This is a genomic window from Cyanobium sp. ULC082 (assembly GCF_977927535.1).
Genome location: NZ_OZ376398.1, coordinates 217,141 through 232,417, shown reverse-complemented (window position 1 = coordinate 232,417; position 15,277 = coordinate 217,141). Strand labels below are relative to the sequence as shown.

Below are 15,277 nucleotides of genomic sequence, written 5' to 3'. Positions count from 1 at the left end.
GATGGCCCTGGAGATTGAACGACGCTTCCTGGTGCGGGGACGTGAATGGATGGCCCACAGCCGCTGGCAGCAGCGCTTTCGCCAGGGCTATCTGGCGGCTTCGGCGACTGGGTTCACCGTGCGGGTCAGGATCAGTGCCGACAGCCAGGCCTGGATCACCCTCAAGGCGGCAGCTGCCGGAATCGCTCGTCATGAGTTCGAGTACCCGATTCCGCTGGATGAGGCTGAATCGTTGTTCACGCTCTCTCCCCATCGGCTCAGCAAGATCCGCCATGGTCTGGATCTGCCGGGCGGGGACTGGGTGCTGGATGTGTTCGAGGCGGAGAACGAGCCGCTCGTGCTCGCCGAAGTGGAGTTGACAAGAGCTGATCAGCCCCTGGATGTGCCGGGCTGGTGTGGGCTGGAGGTCACCGGCCTTGGTGAGTGGAGCAATGCCGCGCTCGCTTCCCGGCCCTTTGGCAGCTGGACAGCGGCTGAGCAGCGCCTGCTGGCTTGAAGCTGGCTCTGGACTGCCGCCCCCCGGCCATCTCACAGTTCCAGCCTGCCCAAAGCCAGTGCCCAGAGGCGGCTGCCGTAGCCCGGGATCAGCTGGAGGGCAGATGGCAGCAGTTGAAGCCATCGCGGCAGATCTTGCCGTGATCCATCGCCCAGTTCAGCAGGGCCACACGGTTCTTGGCGCCTGTTTTGCTGAAGATGTTGCTGACGTGGTTATCAACCGTGCGTTTGCTGATCATCAATTGAGCGGCGATGTCCTGATTGGTCAGTCCGGTGGCAACCAGCTCGATGATCTCCAGCTCGCGGCCGGAAAGGTTGGTCTGGAACGGGTCAAGACCATCTGAAACCGACATCAAAGGCCTCCACCCAACCTCTCATCAGCCACTCTAGGCAGGGGAGGTCTGCGATCCGTTCAGCCCGACGGGCCTGGCGATCTCCACCACTTGCACCATGATGGTGGGCTGCTGAATCGCCCCATTTTGCTGCTGCAACAGGCTCTCAAGCGTGGTCAGTTCGCCCTCACCGCAGAAGTGATGCCGCCGCGGGGGGGGGATCCAGGTCGCACCCTGGCGGTGGCGGCCACCTTGAAGGGCCTGGTCCATGCCGTCAACGTCACCGATGGAAGCAGGGCGGTGATGCGAATGAGCAGCCTGGCCCTCTGCCGCCTCCTGCTCGACATCGGCCTGGAGCCCGTGCTGCAGCTTTCCTGCCGCGATCGCAACCGGATCGCCCTGCAGGCAGAGCTGCTCGGTGCCCATGCCCTGGGAATCCCCAATCTGCTCTGTCTCACCGGTGACCCGGTGCGGGCAGGAGACCAGCCTTCCGCCCGTCCCGTCAACGAGCTCGAAGCGGTTCGGCTCCTGCAGATGGTGAGCCGCTTCAATGCGGGTGAGGATCCGGTTCAGGGGGCCCTGCCGGACGGTCCCACCTCTCTGTTCGTCGGTGCGGCGGCTGATCCCCAGTCCGCCAGCTGGAGTGGGCTGCAGTCGCGGGTTCGCCGCAAGCATGCTGCCGGCGCCCGCTTCATTCAGACCCAGATGGTGATGAACACCGACGCCTTGAAGCGGTTCTGCGGAGAGGTTGCGGCACCGTTGGATTTGCCGGTTCTGGCCGGGGTGTTCCTGCTGAAGTCGGCCCGTAACGCGGCATTCGTGAATCGGGTGGTGCCGGGGGCGATGATTCCCCAGTCGCTGATCGATCGCCTGGCGGCAGCGGCCGATCCGGCGGCGGAAGGGATCAGGATCGCCGCCGAGCAGGTGCAGGCCTACGCCGGGATCGCGCAGGGTGTTCACCTGATGGCGGTCAAGGCGGAGGAGAGAATCCCGATGATTCTTGAACAGGCAGGCTTTGGTCAGCTCCAGCCCTGCTGTGACTAGGGTTCAGCTACCTCCCTGGCTCAGGCTGAAATCGGAGCCCAGCAGCTGGGCCAGTGCTTTTTGATGGGGGGAGGGCTGGGCGACATCCTGGCGACGAACATCGGTGATCAGCCAGTCAAGGGCCGCTTCCTGCAGGTCGAAATGGTCGCCGTTGCGATCGACGCAGTAACGACCGAAGACCAGCTTCTCAACCAGACGCACTCCGGCACCAATCCGTGAATATTCAAAGATGATGGAGTTGTCGATGGTGGCCCCCTCGCAGATATGGCAGCTCGGACCGATCATGGCCGGCCCGATGATCGTGACTCCGGGTTCAATTCTGCTCATTCCCCCCACATAGACCGGACCGCGGATGTCAATCTGATCCCAGTCCGCTGCCACATTCAGCCCGGCGTAGACGCCAGGTCGCACCTGCCTGCCTGGGATCTGGACCTGACGCACGTCCCCCAGCAGGACACTGCGAATGGCCTGCCAGTAATCGGGTACCTTGCCGATGTCCACCCATTCAAAATCCATGGGAAGGGCATAAAACGGTGCACCGGCCGCTGCCAACCTCGGGAACAGATCAGAGCCGATGTCGAAGGGAACACCTTCGGGGATGTGATCGAGAACTTCAGGCTCAAAGATGTAGATGCCGGTGTTGATCATGTCACTGGCGGCATCCTCAACGGATGGTTTTTCCTGAAATGTGATCACCCTGGAGTCTTCGTCGGTGACGACAACGCCGTAACTGCTGACCTGATCTTTCGGGACCCGTTTGGTGACGAGGCTCGCCACGGCTCCTTTCTCCTTATGGCGCCGGACGGCTTCGGTGAGGTCGAGGTCGATCAGCGCATCACCGCAGAGCACCACAAAGGTGTCGTCGAAGAAGCGCTGAAAGGATTGGATTTTCTTGATTCCTCCGGCTGAGCCGAGCGCTTCGCCGATCAGGGCACCATCTTCCACCCGGCCTTCGAAGCTATAGGCGATTTCGACGCCGAACCGTTGGCCATCTCGGAAATAGTTTTCAATTTCCTCAGCCAGGTGAGACACATTCACCATCACTTCATTGAAGCCGTGCTGCCTGAGCAGCTCAAGCAGAAACTCCATGACGGGTTTCTGCAGGATCGGGATCATCGGCTTGGGAATGGTGTGGGTGATCGGCCTCACCCTTGTACCTTTTCCTGCTGCGAGGATCATCGCCTTCATGGGCGCCAGCCTGCGTCGAATCCGGAGGCTACCTTAAGAAAGAAGTCAGGCTGCCAGCCGTAGCCGAGCCGGCACGAGAGCTGGCCCTTCTGACAAGTGGCTTGCCTGGAGCTCACTGGGGCGTTTCAGGTGGAGCGGTCCGAACAGGCCGCCGCTCTGCTGCAGATCCAGCTGGCCCTGGGAGCAGAGGAACAGCAGCGCCCAGAACACCCCCACCCGGTCAGAATCGAGATCAACCGGGGCCTGCTCCGCCCAGGCTTCCACCAGTTGCTCGAAGTTCACCCAGTCCAGAGCCTGGGTCCATTGCTGCAGGAAGAGACTCAGGGCTGCAGTGGTTTCAGGCAGTTTTTCGCGATGGGCGAGGGCGGCAATCTGCTCGATCGCCGCCCGCTCGCTGTAGGGCCGGTTGCGGGGTGAAGGGCGGCTGCGGCTGCTGCCCTGCTCCAGCCGCTCGGCGATGTCCTCCAGCTGGCTGATCAGCTCCCCCAGGCTGACCGGGCGCAGCAGGGGGGGAGGCGCCACGGGACGGCGCCACAGGTGTCGCTCGGGCCGCAGCGGCAGGGCGTAAGGCGAGGCGGTCTCCCAGTCGCCGCCGTCGGGATCGAAGTCGAACGCCTCCTCGCTCAGGGCTGGCGGAGGAAAGGTCTGGCGCTCCAGCACCTCCGCCTTCAGCCCCACCAGCACCGAAGCCGCCAGAAAGGCCTCGCTGGAGGAGGCCAGATCCTGCTCGTAGCTCCCCCCCTGGCCGGCCCGGGCCGCGGCGATCAGCCGCGGCACCTCGATGCGTTGGCGGAGCTGATCGAGGAAGCCGTCCACCACCGCGATCACATCCACGTCCCAGGGATCCAGCTCACCCCGCTCGGCTGCATCCTGGAGCAGGCGAATGGCCAGCCTGGCGCCCGCTTCTGCCACTCTCCTTGCCTCGTTAGCAGCAACGTACCGGCAAGCAGGCGAACCAGCCACCGGTTTGGCCTGACTGTGTGGAGCGCGGGTTCAGTCCGCAGCGCTGGCAGGGGCTGCAGGGGCCGAACTCTCGCCGGCCGCCGGCAACAGGGCGAGCTGGGCGTCCACCGTGGCCCGGTAACGCTGGATGTCCGCCTCCAGTTCGCTGATCCTCACCTGCTGGGCTTCCCGATCCCCCTGGCTTGAGACCAGCTCCACCTTCCTGACCACACCGGTCCAGACGGCGAACACCCAGGCTGCCGTGGCGCCGATGCCGCCAACCAGGAGCAGCATCGCCGCCAGGGGCAGGGTGGTGCTCACTCCGGGCAGAAAGTGAACGGTGGTGGCGGCCGTGTTCTCCAGGGTGAACATCACCGTGGCCAGCCCGAAGCTGAAGATCAGCAGAAAATTCAGCTGTCGCATGACTCGATTCAGCTGCTCAAGGTGCGTGGCAGGGAGCGTAAGCAGGGCACCCTGCCCGTGGGGACAAGCGCTGCCATCCGCAGGGTTTCGTAACCGCGGGGCCTCGGCGGCTCAGCCAACGGCCGGAGCCTGGAGCAAAGCAGGAGCCAGCCAGTCGCCGCGCTGAGCGTTGCGGATCAACCCGGTTGGATTCGGACCGATCACCCTCGCCATGGCGGCGTCTTCCCGCAGCACCAGTGCTTCGATCGAAGCCCGGTAGCTGTCCGTCACCAGACGGGGATAGAGGCCGATGCCGATGATCGGCACCAGCAGGCAGGAGATCACGTAAATCTCACGCGGTTCAGCGTCGACCAGCTGGGAGTGGGAGGCGAGCTCGGCGTTCTCCTTGCCGAAGAAGATCTCCCGCAGCATCGAGAGCAGGTAGATCGGTGTGAGGATCACCCCCACCGCTGCCAGGGCCGCCATCACGATGCGGAAGCTGAGCGCGTAGGCCTCGCTGTTCACGAAGCCCACGAACACCATCAGCTCCGACACAAAGCCGCTCATGCCAGGCAGGGCCAGGGAGGCCAGCGAGCAGATCGTCCAGAGCGCGAACATCTTGCGCATCTTCTGGCCCACGCCGCCCATCTCATCGAGCTGCAGGGTGTGGGTGCGGTCGTAGGTGGCGCCCACCAGGAAGAAGAGGCTGGCGCCGATCAGGCCGTGGCTCACCATCTGCAGCATGGCGCCGCTGGTGCCGAGGGCACTGAAGCTGCCGATGCCGATCAGCACGAAGCCCATGTGGCTGATCGAGCTGTAGGCGATCTTGCGTTTGAGGTTCCGTTGGGCGAAGGAGGTGAGCGCTGCATAGATGATGTTCACCACCCCCAGCACCACCAGCAACGGCGCGAACTGGGCGTGGGCCACCGGCAGCAGCTGCACGTTGAAGCGCAGCAGGGCATAGCCCCCCATCTTCAGCAGAATGCCGGCCAGCAGCATGTGCACCGGGGCGGTGGCCTCCCCATGGGCATCGGGAAGCCAGGTGTGCAGGGGCACGATCGGCAGCTTCACGCCGAAGGCGATCAGCAGGCCCGCGTAGGCCAGCAACTGGAAGCGGGCGGGAAACTCCTTGGCCGCCAGCACGGTGTACTCGAAGCTCGGAGAGCCGCCCCCGAAGAAGCCCATCGCCAGCGCGGCCAGCAGGATGAACACCGAGCCGCCGGCGGTGTAGAGGATGAATTTGGTGGCGGCGTACTGACGCTTCTTCGCTCCCCAGATCGCCAGCAGCAGATACACAGGCAGCAGTTCGAGCTCCCAGGCCAGGAAGAACAGCAGCATGTCCTGCACGGCGAACACGGCGATCTGGCCGCCATCCATGGCCAGGATCAGGAAGAAGAACAGCCGCGGCTTGAAGGTGACCGGCCAGGCGGCCAGCACCGCCAGGGCGGTGATGAAGCTGGTCAGCAGGATCAGCGGCATCGAGAGCCCGTCGGCTCCCACCGACCAGGCCAGGCCCAGATCAGGCAGCCACTCCACCCGCTCGATCAGCTGAAGCCCGGCCACCGAGGGGTCGTAACCGTTCAGGTAGGCCCCCACGGTCACCAGAAAAGTCACCAAGGCCACGCCCAGCGCATACCAACGGATCGTTTTGCCGTTGCCGGGATCGGGGATGAACGGGATGAGCAGAGCTGCCGCGATCGGCAACAGAATTGAGACGCTCAGCCAGGGGAAGGTCCCGGTGTGGTCGGTGCCCAGGACCCCGAGGGCACCCTGAGCATCGGCAAAATCGAGCGGCACAGTCCAGGTCAGCGGTTCTGGCCGGAGTGTAGAAATGGTCACAGGGCCGGAGTCCCCCAGATACGGGATGACACACACAGTTGGCCCTCGGATTCAGAAGCTGCTGAACAGCACCACGAGGGCGATCACGCCGCCGAACACGATCAGGGCATAGAACTGGGCGCGCCCGGTCTCGAAGTATTTGAGCCCTTCCCCGCTGCCGAGGGTGAGCAGACCGGTGAGATTGACCACGCCATCCACCACCTTCGCGTCGACCTCAAGCACCTGACGGGCCAGCTTGCGGCTGCCCTTCACGAAGATCCTCTCGTTGATGTCATCGAGATACCACTTGTTGGCGAGAAAGGCATTGATCCTGGGAAAGCGGGAGGCCACGGCCGCAGCCAGATCCAGCTTGTGGAGCGCGTAGGCAAGCACCGCCACGGTGATGCCAGTGAGCGAGATCGCCACCGAGGCGCCGGCCAGGGGCAGAAAGCCCCCCCAGCTGAATTGCTCGGCCATCTCGACGGCTTCATGGGGATCGAGCAGCTCGGCGAAACGGCTGTGCCAGGGGGTTCCAAGCAAACCGATCAGCACCGACGGCACGGCCAGGATCGCCAGAGGTGCGGCCATCTGCCAACCGGACTCATGGGGATGGCTGGCCAGTTCGCCGTGGCCTTCCTGCTCTGGAGCCCCTTTGCCCGCCGCGGCCAGCAGACGGGCCTGGAGGGCCGCATCGGTTCCCCTGAACGGACCCTCGAAGGTGAGGAAGTAGAGCCGGAACATGTAGAAGGCGGTCATGCCGGCGGTGAGGAAGCCGACGCCCCAGAGGATCGGGTAAGCGTTGAAGGCCTGACCGAGGATTTCGTCCTTGCTCCAGAAGCCGGCCAGGGGTGGGATGCCGCTGATCGCCACGCAGCCGATCAGAAAGGTGATGGCGGTGACCGGCATGAACTTTCGGAGTCCCCCCATCAGCCGCATGTCCTGAGCCAGCACCGGTTCATGGCCCACCACCTCTTCCATGGCATGGATCACCGAGCCGGAGCACAGGAAAAGCATCGCCTTGAAGAAGGCATGGGTGACCAGGTGGAACATGCCGGCGACCGGGGCACCGCAGCCCATCGCCAGCACCATGTAGCCGAGCTGGGAAACGGTGCTGTAGGCAAGCCCCTTCTTCAGATCCATCTGGGTGAGGGCGATGCTCGCGCCCAGGAAGCAGGTGATCGTGCCGATCACGGCGATGAAGGCCTGAACTTCATCGAACTGGATGTAGATCGGCTGGAGGCGGGCCACCAGGAACACACCAGCGGCAACCATGGTGGCCGCATGGATCAAGGCGGAAATCGGGGTTGGTCCCTCCATGGCATCCGGCAGCCAGACATGCAGGGGGAACTGGGCCGACTTGGCCATCGGTCCCATGAACACGAGCAGACAGAGAATCACCGCCGCGGTGTGGGACACACTGCCGTTGCTGAGGGCTTCGCTGAGGCGAACGCCAATCTCCTCGAAGCCGAAACTGCCCGTGGCCCAGAACAGGCCAAGAATTCCCAGCAGGAGTCCGAAGTCGCCGACACGATTGACGATGAAAGCTTTCTGGGCCGCATTGGCGGCGCCGTCCCGGTCGTACCAGAAGCCCACCAACAGGTAGGAGCACATGCCCACCAGCTCCCAGAACACGTAGATCTCGAGCAGGTTGGGGCTGATCACCAGGCCCAGCATCGAGCTGCTGAACAGGGCGAGGTAGGTGAAAAAGCGCACGTAACTCTTGTCGTGCGCCATGTAGCCATCGGAATACACCATCACCAGCAGGGCGATGGTGGTGACCAGAGCCAGCATCACGGCGCCGAGCGCATCAACCCGGAAGCCCATCTGCAGGTTGAAGCTGCCGGCGCTGGCCCAGTCGAACAGCACCTCGGTGGGGGCTGGGCCGGCGATCTGCTCGATCAGCACGGCGAAGCTGAGCACGGCGGCCGCTCCGACGCAGCTGATCAGAAAGAGAGCAACCGGTTTTCGCAACCGGTTCATAGTGCGATTGAAGCTGATCAGCCCCAGACCGACCAGGGCTGCCCCCAGCAGGGGAAGCACCGGAATAACCCAGGCAAGTTCCGAGGCCGACGTCATCCGGTTCTGGGCAGGCCACGGCAGTGTAGGCAGGCCTCCCGGCTGGATCCGGCTGTGTGTGGGACTTCGATCAGCCCACTGGATCGTCTAACCCAGCACTCGGCCCAGCGGGCCGTTCAGGAAGGCCACCGAGGCGAGGCCGATGAAGCGATGGCTCCACCAGAGGATGCCGATCGCCACGGCGATGCCGAGTTGGGAGGGCCTGAGGAATTCGCTCAGCACTAGCGACTGGCGACCGTCGAGCACCGCCTGGAAGGGAACGACCGAGGTGTTCTGCCGCAGGTGTTCGAAGGAGGCCCCGAAGCGCCTGGCCAGACGCCGGTCACCGTGCCAGATGGCGAAGAGGTGATGGGCGATCAGCCCGAAGCAGGTGACGAGCATGAAGCTGCTGCCGATCCAGAGGAGATGGGTGGCGCACCAGATCACCTGACCGATGGCCTGGGGATGGCGGCTGATCCGGATGATCCCCGTGGCGTAGAGCCGTTGCTCGGGCTTGAGCACCGCTGGAATCTCCAGCAGGTTGTAGGTGGCTGGATAAAGAAAGAAGAAGCTGATCGCCGTGCCCAGCCAGATCACCGGAATCAGGCCAGGCGTGCCCTGCAGGTTCCACAGCCGGAGCCCCTCGTAGCGATGGGCGAGGAAGAAGCCCACTACCAGCACGGCTGATGGAATGCTGATCGCCGCAAACAGCAGGCGCCAGGCGCGGGCGCCGATCCGCTCCTCCCCCCAGACCCGCAGTGCCGCCCCGCCACTGTGCAGCACGGCGAAGCCGAGCAGAAGGGCCAGCATCTCCAGGCTGGATCGGTGCGGTTCGAGCGGCAAAAAGGCGGGGCGGCAGCAGCTGATTCTGGCCTTCAGCAGGGTGGCTCCGCCGGCGGCCGGAGCTGCTGCGAAGCTTTCGCCTTAGAGTCGCCACTTCCAGCCGGAGCAAGCCCCACGGGTCATTCGATGGCTGATCTGCCTTTCACTCTCGATCAGCTGCGCATCCTGCGGGCCATTGCCAGCGAGGGCAGCTTCAAGAAAGCTGCCGACAGCCTCTATGTCACCCAGCCTGCGGTCAGCCTGCAGATCCAGAACCTGGAGAAGCAGCTGGATGTCTCCCTGTTCGATCGGGGCGGGCGAAAGGCCCAGCTCACCGAAGCGGGGCATCTGCTCCTCAGCTACTGCGATCGCATCCTCGGCCAGTGCCAGGAGGCCTGCCGCGCCCTCGACGACCTCCACAATCTCAAGGGTGGATCGCTGATCGTCGGCGCCAGCCAGACCACCGGCACCTATCTGATGCCACGCATGATCGGCCTGTTCCGGCAGAAGTATCCCGATGTGGCCGTCCAGCTCCAGGTGCACAGCACCCGGCGCACCAGCTGGAGTGTGGCCAATGGACAGGTTGATCTGGCGATCATCGCCGGTGAGCTCCCCACCGAGCTCAACGACCTCCTGCAGGTGGTGCCCTATGCCAGTGATGAGCTGGCCCTGGTGCTGCCGATCAAGCATCCCCTGGCCCGGCTGGGGGAACTCCATAAAGAGGATCTCTACCGGCTGGGCTTCGTCTGCCTCGATGCCCAGTCCACCACCCGCAAGATGGTGGATCATCTGCTGGCCCGCTCAGGGCTGGAGGTGCAGCGCCTGAAGGTCGAGATGGAGCTCAACTCCTTCGAGGCGATCAAGAATGCCGTCCAGTCGGGGCTGGGGGCAGCGTTTCTGCCGGTGGTTTCGATCGAGCGGGAGCTGGCGGCGGGCAATCTGCACCGGGCCTGCATCGCCGACCTGTTGGTGCGTCGTCAGCTGAAGCTGATCACGCATCCGGCCCGCTACTGCTCCCGCGCCGCGGAGGCTTTCCGGCGTGAAGTGCTGCCGGTCTTCGCCAGCGCGGACAGCCCCCTGCGGCAGCCGGTCCCGCTGGCGGCCTGAGCCTGCTCAGAACTGATCCCCTTCCGGTGTGATGCCCACCGAGTCATCGGCGGCCCCGGCGATGCCACGGGTCTGGAACTTGTTGCCACCGATGTCGGTCTGGTAGACACAGCGCACCACAGGCTTGTCGCGGATCGAGCCGATGTAGGCGAAGGTATTCATCCGCTGTTTGCACTGGCGCACCTGCTCAGCGGTGACCGCCCCTTCCTTCTGGAGCACACTCCAGTTTTCGCGGCGGATCACGCAGCCCGGTTGCAGGGTGGGCTGGGTCACAAAGCTGCTGCTCGGGTTCATCGTGGTGTAGAGCTCAATGTCATTGACGAAGGCGCTCGCTCCCCACTGTTTGCAGAACTCGGGGTCGGGAACGGCCAGATCGAGTTGCTGGCTGCTGGCGATGTTGCCCTGGTTACCTACGGTGTTGCTGGAGAGGGCGGTGCCGATGCCGATGCCCACCACGAGCACCCCGGCCAGCACAGCCACCGTGGCCACGTTGAATTTGAAGGGTGGATCGCCAGAGCCGCCGCCCGGCCCTCCTGGGCCCGCCGCACCAGCTTTGCGGGGCGGCGCTTCCCGTCGCCCCCTGGGCCGATCGTCGTAGGCGGTCGATCGGTAGGCGTAACCATCACGATCCTGGTCGCGGTCCTGGGAGGAGGAACTGCGGCCGTAGGGGGGGCGGCTCATCAGGCTTCAGGGCTGCGGGGCAGGCCCATTGAATAGTTCAGCACCCGGGCATCCGGGTTGTAGCGGAGTTCGCCGGCCTGCAGCAGCTGCCGGATCGTGCCTTCCAGCTCCGAGCCGATCCGGCGCAGGTTGTACTCGGTGAGGTCCGCTCCGGCGAAGCTGTCCACCAGGTCGCGGAAGCGTTGCCGCACTGTCTCGAGCACGGCTGGCTGCCAGAGGAACTCGTTGTCGGGATCAAGGTCCAGGGTCAGCTGGGACGGATCCGCGACGAGCTGATCGTCTTCCACCCGGGCGGTGAACAGCCGCACATGCCGGGTGGTGGACTTGAGCAGGAGAGCGTCGGCCATGGTGGATGGGGAGGCAGGCGTGCCGGATCGGGTCGCACCCCAAGACTTTAGGAAGCCGGTGATCGGCGCTGGCTGTCCTGACCCTTTTAAGGTTGGACCTGGTTTTTGATTTTCCATGCGCGTCGCCATCGCCGGGGCAGGTCTCGCCGGCCTTTCCTGCGCCAAGTACCTCTGTGACGCAGGCCACACCCCGGTGATCTACGAAGCCAGGGACGTCCTCGGCGGCAAGGTGGCCGCCTGGCAGGACGAGGACGGCGACTGGTATGAGACGGGCCTGCACATTTTCTTCGGGGCCTACCCGAACATGCTTCAGCTCTTCGGGGAGCTTGGCATCGAAGATCGGCTGCAATGGAAAGATCACGCGATGATCTTCAATCAGAAGGACGACCCGGGCACCTACAGCCGCTTCGACTTTCCTGATCTTCCGGCCCCGCTCAACGGCGTGGCGGCCATCCTGGGAAACAACGACATGTTGACATGGCCGGAGAAGATCCAGTTTGGACTTGGCTTGGTCCCCGCGATGCTGCGTGGCCAGGATTATGTCGAAAGTTGTGATCAGTATTCCTGGACGGAATGGCTGCGCTTGCACAACATCCCGGAGCGGGTCAATGATGAAGTGTTCATCGCCATGAGCAAGGCCCTGAACTTCATTAACCCCGATGAAATCTCCAGCACGGTCCTGCTTACCGCTCTGAATCGCTTTCTGCAGGAGAAGAACGGCTCGAAGATGGCCTTTCTGGATGGCAATCCTCCTCAGCGGCTCTGTGAGCCGATCGTGGCTTCGATCCGTGAGCGGGGGGGGGAGGTGCACCTGAACCGACCCCTGCGGCAGATCCAGCTGGCCGCGGATGGTTCCGTCGCCTCTTTCCGGATCGGCGGGGTGAAGGGCAACGAGCCCCTGGAGGTGGAAGCCGATGCCTTCGTGAGCGCCCTGCCGGTCGATCCGCTCAAGCTGTTGCTCCCTGAGCCCTGGAAGCAGATGCCCTACTTCCAGAAGCTGGAGGGCCTCAAGGGGGTTCCGGTCATCAACATTCATCTCTGGTTCGACCGCAAACTCACCGCGATCGACCACCTTTTGTTCAGTCGTTCCGAGCTGCTCAGCGTGTACGCCGATATGAGCAACACCTGCCGGGAGTATGCCGATCCCCACCGATCGATGCTGGAACTGGTTTTTGCGCCCGCCGCCGCCTGGATCGGCCGCAGCGATGCGGACATCGTGGCGGCCACCATGGCCGAACTCCAACGGCTGTTCCCCGTCCACTTCAGCGGTGACGACCAGGCCCAGCTGCGCAAGGCAAGGGTGGTCAAGACCCCCCAGTCGGTCTATAAGTCGGTGCCGGGCTGTCAGCAACTCCGGCCCTCGCAGGATGCACCGATTGCCAATTTCTTCCTGGCCGGCGATTTCACCATGCAGCGCTACCTCGCTTCGATGGAGGGTGCTGTGCTGAGTGGCAAGCTCTGCGCCGAGGTGGTGAGTCGCCAGTCTGCGCCGGTGCTGGTGTGACCGTGCTGGTCGCCCACCCGATGGCCGCTCTCCGCTCCCCGCTGAACCTGGCCCAGGCCTACGAGGCCTGCCGCCAGGAAACGGCGCAGTGGGCCAAAACCTTCTATCTCGGCACCCTGCTGATGCCCCGGGCCAAGCGGCGGGCGATCTGGGCGATCTACGTCTGGTGCCGGCGTACCGACGAGTTGATGGACAGCCCCCAGGCTCAGGCGTTGCCCGAGGACCGGCTGGCCGAGCGGCTGGATCGCTGGGAAGAACGCACCCGCGCCCTGTTCAACGGTCAGATCGAGGATGGCCTCGATCTGGTGATGGAAGACACACTGGAGCGCTTCCCCCAGCCCCTGCAGCCCTATCTCGACATGATCGAGGGCCAGCGCATGGATCTGCGGCGCCGGCGTTACGCCAGCTTCGAGGAGCTGGAGCTCTACTGCTACCGGGTGGCCGGCACCGTGGGTCTGATGACCCAGGAGGTGATGGGCCTCGATCCCGCTTACACCTCAGCCCCCTGGAGTGAAAAACCGGATACATCCCAGGCTGCCGTGGCCCTGGGAATCGCCAACCAGCTCACCAACATCCTGCGGGATGTGGGTGAAGACCGGAGCCGTGGCCGTATCTACCTTCCCCAGGAGGATCTTCGGCGCTTCAATTACTCAGAGGCCGACCTGATGGCAGGAACGGTGAACGACAACTGGCGGCAACTGATGGCCTTTCAACTCCAGAGGGCCCGCCACTGGTTCGGTCGCTCGGAAGCAGGGGTCCGCTGGCTTGCTGCCGATGCCCGCTGGCCAGTCTGGGCTTCTCTGCGCCTGTATCGCGGCATCCTTGATGCAATCGAGCGCCAGGATTATGATGTGTTCAATCGGCGTGCTTTCGTGCCAAGGGGGTCAAAGCTTCTCGACTTGCCCTGCTCCTATCTGATTGCCCAATCCCGTTAATTCTCGCTGGCCGCTTCGGCTTGCTGAAGCCAGTTGATCAGGATCGGATTAACGAGATCGGGGGCCTCATCCTGGGGGCAATGGCCCAGGCCAGGCAGGATGCGCAAATCCAGGATGCAGGCAAAGGTTCTCTGCCAGCTTTCGGCTTCCGCCGGACTTTCCCATGGATCCTTCTCCCCCCAGATCATCCGGACCGGCAGGCTGAGTCCGGCCAGCAGCTCCGTCGCCAGCACATCCTCGAACAGATTGATGAAGCCGCGAAAGCTTTCTGCGGCCCCTGGATCCGTGCTGGGCCGGTAGAGCATGGCCACCAGCTCAGCGTCGATGTTGGCGCCGGTGGGGTAGGCCTTCGCCAGAACCTGACGGATGAATCCGGGCCTGGCGAAGACCTTGAACAGTGGGGCCACGATGCTTCGCTGCCGCACCAGTTGCTTCACAAGCGGGCGGAACAGCCGCTCGAGCGGCGGCAGTTCCGCCCGGCGCTTTTCATCGAGGGTGCGCTGGGCACAGTCGATCAGAATCACCTGAACCGGCGCCAGAGCGCGCTCCAGAAGCAGCTGGCTGGCCCGCAGAACAACGAGCCCACCAATCGAATTGCCGACCAGCTGGATCGGACCATCCCGCTCCTGGGGCCCCAGGCTTTCGACGAAATCAGCCACCTGGGTGGCCCAGAGGTCGAAGCAGTAACGAACCGAACCGGGCCGCTCCGGCTCACCGGTCAACCGGGAGCTGGGTTTTGAGCTGGCGCCGAAGCCGAGCAGATCGAGGGCGTACACCCTGAAGTGCTCGGCCAGGGCCGGTTGGTTGTGGCGCCAGTGGCCGCAGCAGGCTCCGAAACCGTGGACCAGGATCACCGTGGAAATCCCGGTGGGGTTGCCTGGAGGGCAGGCCTGCAGCAGGTGGATGGAATGGCCATTCCACGGCCAGAACCGGCTCTGGGGAGCCATGGGCCGCAGAGCTGCACTCACCCCTTGTTCCCCATCCACGCGATCGTTGGTTGGCTGCTGTCTGCCGCCGGATCAGACGGTTGCGGTCTGGTTGGCGAGCAGAGCCTTGAGTTTGGCCAGTTCACCGGCCCAGCGGGGATCAGGAGCGCCTTCGGTGATTGTGTCGCTGTGGACCACCTTGTTGGTGGACTTGCGGGCCGCCGCCGGTGCACCGGCCGGACGACGGTCGCTGCCGGTGGGGGTGGTGCGGGTTTCCTTGCGCTCGGATCGTTCGATGCGAAGGGTGTTACCTCCGAAGGCGAGGCCGTTGAGCTGTTCGATCACAGCGTCAGCGAGCTTTTCGTCGTCGACGTTGGCAAAGCCGAAGCCACGGCAGGCGCCCGTTTCACGGTCTTGAACCGTTTTGAATCGCACGCCTTCACCGATCGCCGTGAACAGAGCGTCCAGCTCTTTGGCATCAAAACTCTGCGGCAGGTTGCCGACGTACAGACGAACACTCATGGGGAGGGGGGGGGAAATTGGAAAAACTGGCTCGAGGGCGCTGGTCAATCGATCGACGGGCTGGATCACGAAGCTGGATCACGTCGCCGGATCAAAAAGACGGATCACAAAGCCAGATCGCCGATGACGATGGCCGCTGGATCCATGGATGAAAGTC

Annotated in this window: 16 protein-coding genes; 5 read left to right on the top strand and 11 right to left on the bottom strand. The window is 63.9% G+C overall.

Translation table 11 applies throughout. From position 1 onward, the window contains the following. Nucleotide 1: 1 nt before the first annotated feature. Nucleotides 2-496, top strand: coding sequence for a CYTH domain-containing protein (locus tag ACXMDY_RS10590; RefSeq protein ID WP_259701178.1), 495 nt, complete (start codon nucleotides 2-4; stop codon nucleotides 494-496). A gap of 88 nt (nucleotides 497-584) precedes the next feature. On the opposite strand, the gene pedR is transcribed toward ACXMDY_RS10590, so the two are convergent. Then, complete coding sequence (gene pedR, locus ACXMDY_RS10585; RefSeq protein ID WP_259701177.1) at nucleotides 585-848, bottom strand: photosynthetic electron transport-dependent transcriptional regulator PedR; 264 nt, start codon at nucleotides 846-848, stop codon at nucleotides 585-587. A gap of 126 nt (nucleotides 849-974) precedes the next feature. Here pedR and ACXMDY_RS10580 point away from each other — a divergent pair, with 126 nt between their 5' ends. Continuing rightward, nucleotides 975-1,871: a methylenetetrahydrofolate reductase gene (locus ACXMDY_RS10580; RefSeq protein ID WP_259701176.1), complete on the top strand. Its 897-nt coding sequence runs from the start codon at nucleotides 975-977 to the stop codon at nucleotides 1,869-1,871. Between the two features lie 3 nt (nucleotides 1,872-1,874). Here ACXMDY_RS10580 and ACXMDY_RS10575 read toward each other — a convergent pair whose 3' ends face one another. The 6 genes from ACXMDY_RS10575 to ACXMDY_RS10550 all read right to left on the bottom strand — a co-directional run bounded on the left by ACXMDY_RS10575 (nucleotide 1,875) and on the right by ACXMDY_RS10550 (nucleotide 9,086). Then, on the bottom strand, nucleotides 1,875-3,059 hold the full coding sequence (locus ACXMDY_RS10575) for a nucleotidyltransferase family protein (RefSeq protein WP_259701175.1): 1,185 nt from the start codon (nucleotides 3,057-3,059) through the stop codon (nucleotides 1,875-1,877). A 45-nt stretch (nucleotides 3,060-3,104) separates the two neighbouring features. Next, nucleotides 3,105-3,971: a segregation/condensation protein A gene (locus tag ACXMDY_RS10570; protein WP_259701174.1), complete on the bottom strand. Its 867-nt coding sequence runs from the start codon at nucleotides 3,969-3,971 to the stop codon at nucleotides 3,105-3,107. Nucleotides 3,972-4,052: 81 nt separating this feature from the next. Beyond that, complete coding sequence (locus ACXMDY_RS10565; protein ID WP_259701173.1) at nucleotides 4,053-4,424, bottom strand: LapA family protein; 372 nt, start codon at nucleotides 4,422-4,424, stop codon at nucleotides 4,053-4,055. A gap of 111 nt (nucleotides 4,425-4,535) precedes the next feature. Then, nucleotides 4,536-6,158, bottom strand: coding sequence for an NAD(P)H-quinone oxidoreductase subunit 4 (locus tag ACXMDY_RS10560; protein WP_259701220.1), 1,623 nt, complete (start codon nucleotides 6,156-6,158; stop codon nucleotides 4,536-4,538). Nucleotides 6,159-6,293: 135 nt separating this feature from the next. After that, nucleotides 6,294-8,297, bottom strand: a complete 2,004-nt coding sequence (locus ACXMDY_RS10555) for an NAD(P)H-quinone oxidoreductase subunit 5 (protein ID WP_259701172.1) — start codon at nucleotides 8,295-8,297, stop codon at nucleotides 6,294-6,296. An 87-nt stretch (nucleotides 8,298-8,384) separates the two neighbouring features. Continuing rightward, the gene (locus ACXMDY_RS10550) at nucleotides 8,385-9,086 is read right to left on the bottom strand and encodes an NnrU family protein (RefSeq protein WP_259701171.1); all 702 of its coding nucleotides are present in this window, start codon (nucleotides 9,084-9,086) and stop codon (nucleotides 8,385-8,387) included. Nucleotides 9,087-9,245: 159 nt separating this feature from the next. Between ACXMDY_RS10550 and ACXMDY_RS10545 the strand changes: the two genes are divergently transcribed. Then, nucleotides 9,246-10,205, top strand: coding sequence for a LysR family transcriptional regulator (locus tag ACXMDY_RS10545; protein WP_259701170.1), 960 nt, complete (start codon nucleotides 9,246-9,248; stop codon nucleotides 10,203-10,205). A gap of 6 nt (nucleotides 10,206-10,211) precedes the next feature. On the opposite strand, the gene ACXMDY_RS10540 is transcribed toward ACXMDY_RS10545, so the two are convergent. Further along, entirely contained in the window at nucleotides 10,212-10,886 is a 675-nt protein-coding gene (locus tag ACXMDY_RS10540) for a DUF3172 domain-containing protein (protein WP_457767607.1), read from the bottom strand. Further along, nucleotides 10,886-11,233 carry an NAD(P)H-quinone oxidoreductase subunit M gene (locus ACXMDY_RS10535; RefSeq protein ID WP_259701168.1) on the bottom strand — a complete coding sequence of 116 codons (348 nt, stop codon included), beginning with the start codon at nucleotides 11,231-11,233 and terminating at the stop codon, nucleotides 10,886-10,888. The genes ACXMDY_RS10540 and ACXMDY_RS10535 overlap by 1 nt, the downstream gene beginning before the upstream one ends. A 115-nt stretch (nucleotides 11,234-11,348) precedes the next feature. Between ACXMDY_RS10535 and pds the strand changes: the two genes are divergently transcribed. Beyond that, entirely contained in the window at nucleotides 11,349-12,737 is a 1,389-nt protein-coding gene (gene pds, locus ACXMDY_RS10530; RefSeq protein ID WP_259701167.1) for a 15-cis-phytoene desaturase, read from the top strand. Nucleotides 12,738-12,757: 20 nt separating this feature from the next. Further along, nucleotides 12,758-13,672: a phytoene synthase gene (locus tag ACXMDY_RS10525; protein WP_259701219.1), complete on the top strand. Its 915-nt coding sequence runs from the start codon at nucleotides 12,758-12,760 to the stop codon at nucleotides 13,670-13,672. Here ACXMDY_RS10525 and ACXMDY_RS10520 read toward each other — a convergent pair. Continuing rightward, nucleotides 13,669-14,619, bottom strand: coding sequence for an alpha/beta fold hydrolase (locus tag ACXMDY_RS10520; RefSeq protein WP_259701166.1), 951 nt, complete (start codon nucleotides 14,617-14,619; stop codon nucleotides 13,669-13,671). The genes ACXMDY_RS10525 and ACXMDY_RS10520 overlap by 4 nt on opposite strands. Nucleotides 14,620-14,691: 72 nt before the next feature. Beyond that, nucleotides 14,692-15,120, bottom strand: coding sequence for an RNA recognition motif domain-containing protein (locus ACXMDY_RS10515; RefSeq protein WP_259701165.1), 429 nt, complete (start codon nucleotides 15,118-15,120; stop codon nucleotides 14,692-14,694). Nucleotides 15,121-15,277 lie beyond the last annotated feature (157 nt).

Excerpts from the sequence above, each read along its gene's own strand:
- ACXMDY_RS10590 (WP_259701178.1), top strand. The coding sequence starts at position 2 with ATGGCCCTGGAGATTGAACGACGCTTCCTGGTGCGGGGACGTGAATGG.
- pedR (WP_259701177.1), bottom strand. The coding sequence starts at position 848 with ATGTCGGTTTCAGATGGTCTTGACCCGTTCCAGACCAACCTTTCCGGC.
- ACXMDY_RS10575 (WP_259701175.1), bottom strand. The coding sequence starts at position 3,059 with ATGAAGGCGATGATCCTCGCAGCAGGAAAAGGTACAAGGGTGAGGCCG.
- ACXMDY_RS10565 (WP_259701173.1), bottom strand. The coding sequence starts at position 4,424 with ATGCGACAGCTGAATTTTCTGCTGATCTTCAGCTTCGGGCTGGCCACG.
- ACXMDY_RS10555 (WP_259701172.1), bottom strand. The coding sequence starts at position 8,297 with ATGACGTCGGCCTCGGAACTTGCCTGGGTTATTCCGGTGCTTCCCCTG.
- ACXMDY_RS10550 (WP_259701171.1), bottom strand. The coding sequence starts at position 9,086 with ATGCTGGCCCTTCTGCTCGGCTTCGCCGTGCTGCACAGTGGCGGGGCG.
- ACXMDY_RS10545 (WP_259701170.1), top strand. The coding sequence starts at position 9,246 with ATGGCTGATCTGCCTTTCACTCTCGATCAGCTGCGCATCCTGCGGGCC.
- ACXMDY_RS10540 (WP_457767607.1), bottom strand. The coding sequence starts at position 10,886 with ATGAGCCGCCCCCCCTACGGCCGCAGTTCCTCCTCCCAGGACCGCGAC.
- ACXMDY_RS10535 (WP_259701168.1), bottom strand. The coding sequence starts at position 11,233 with ATGGCCGACGCTCTCCTGCTCAAGTCCACCACCCGGCATGTGCGGCTG.
- pds (WP_259701167.1), top strand. The coding sequence starts at position 11,349 with ATGCGCGTCGCCATCGCCGGGGCAGGTCTCGCCGGCCTTTCCTGCGCC.
- ACXMDY_RS10525 (WP_259701219.1), top strand. The coding sequence starts at position 12,758 with ATGGCCGCTCTCCGCTCCCCGCTGAACCTGGCCCAGGCCTACGAGGCC.
- ACXMDY_RS10520 (WP_259701166.1), bottom strand. The coding sequence starts at position 14,619 with ATGGCTCCCCAGAGCCGGTTCTGGCCGTGGAATGGCCATTCCATCCAC.
- ACXMDY_RS10515 (WP_259701165.1), bottom strand. The coding sequence starts at position 15,120 with ATGAGTGTTCGTCTGTACGTCGGCAACCTGCCGCAGAGTTTTGATGCC.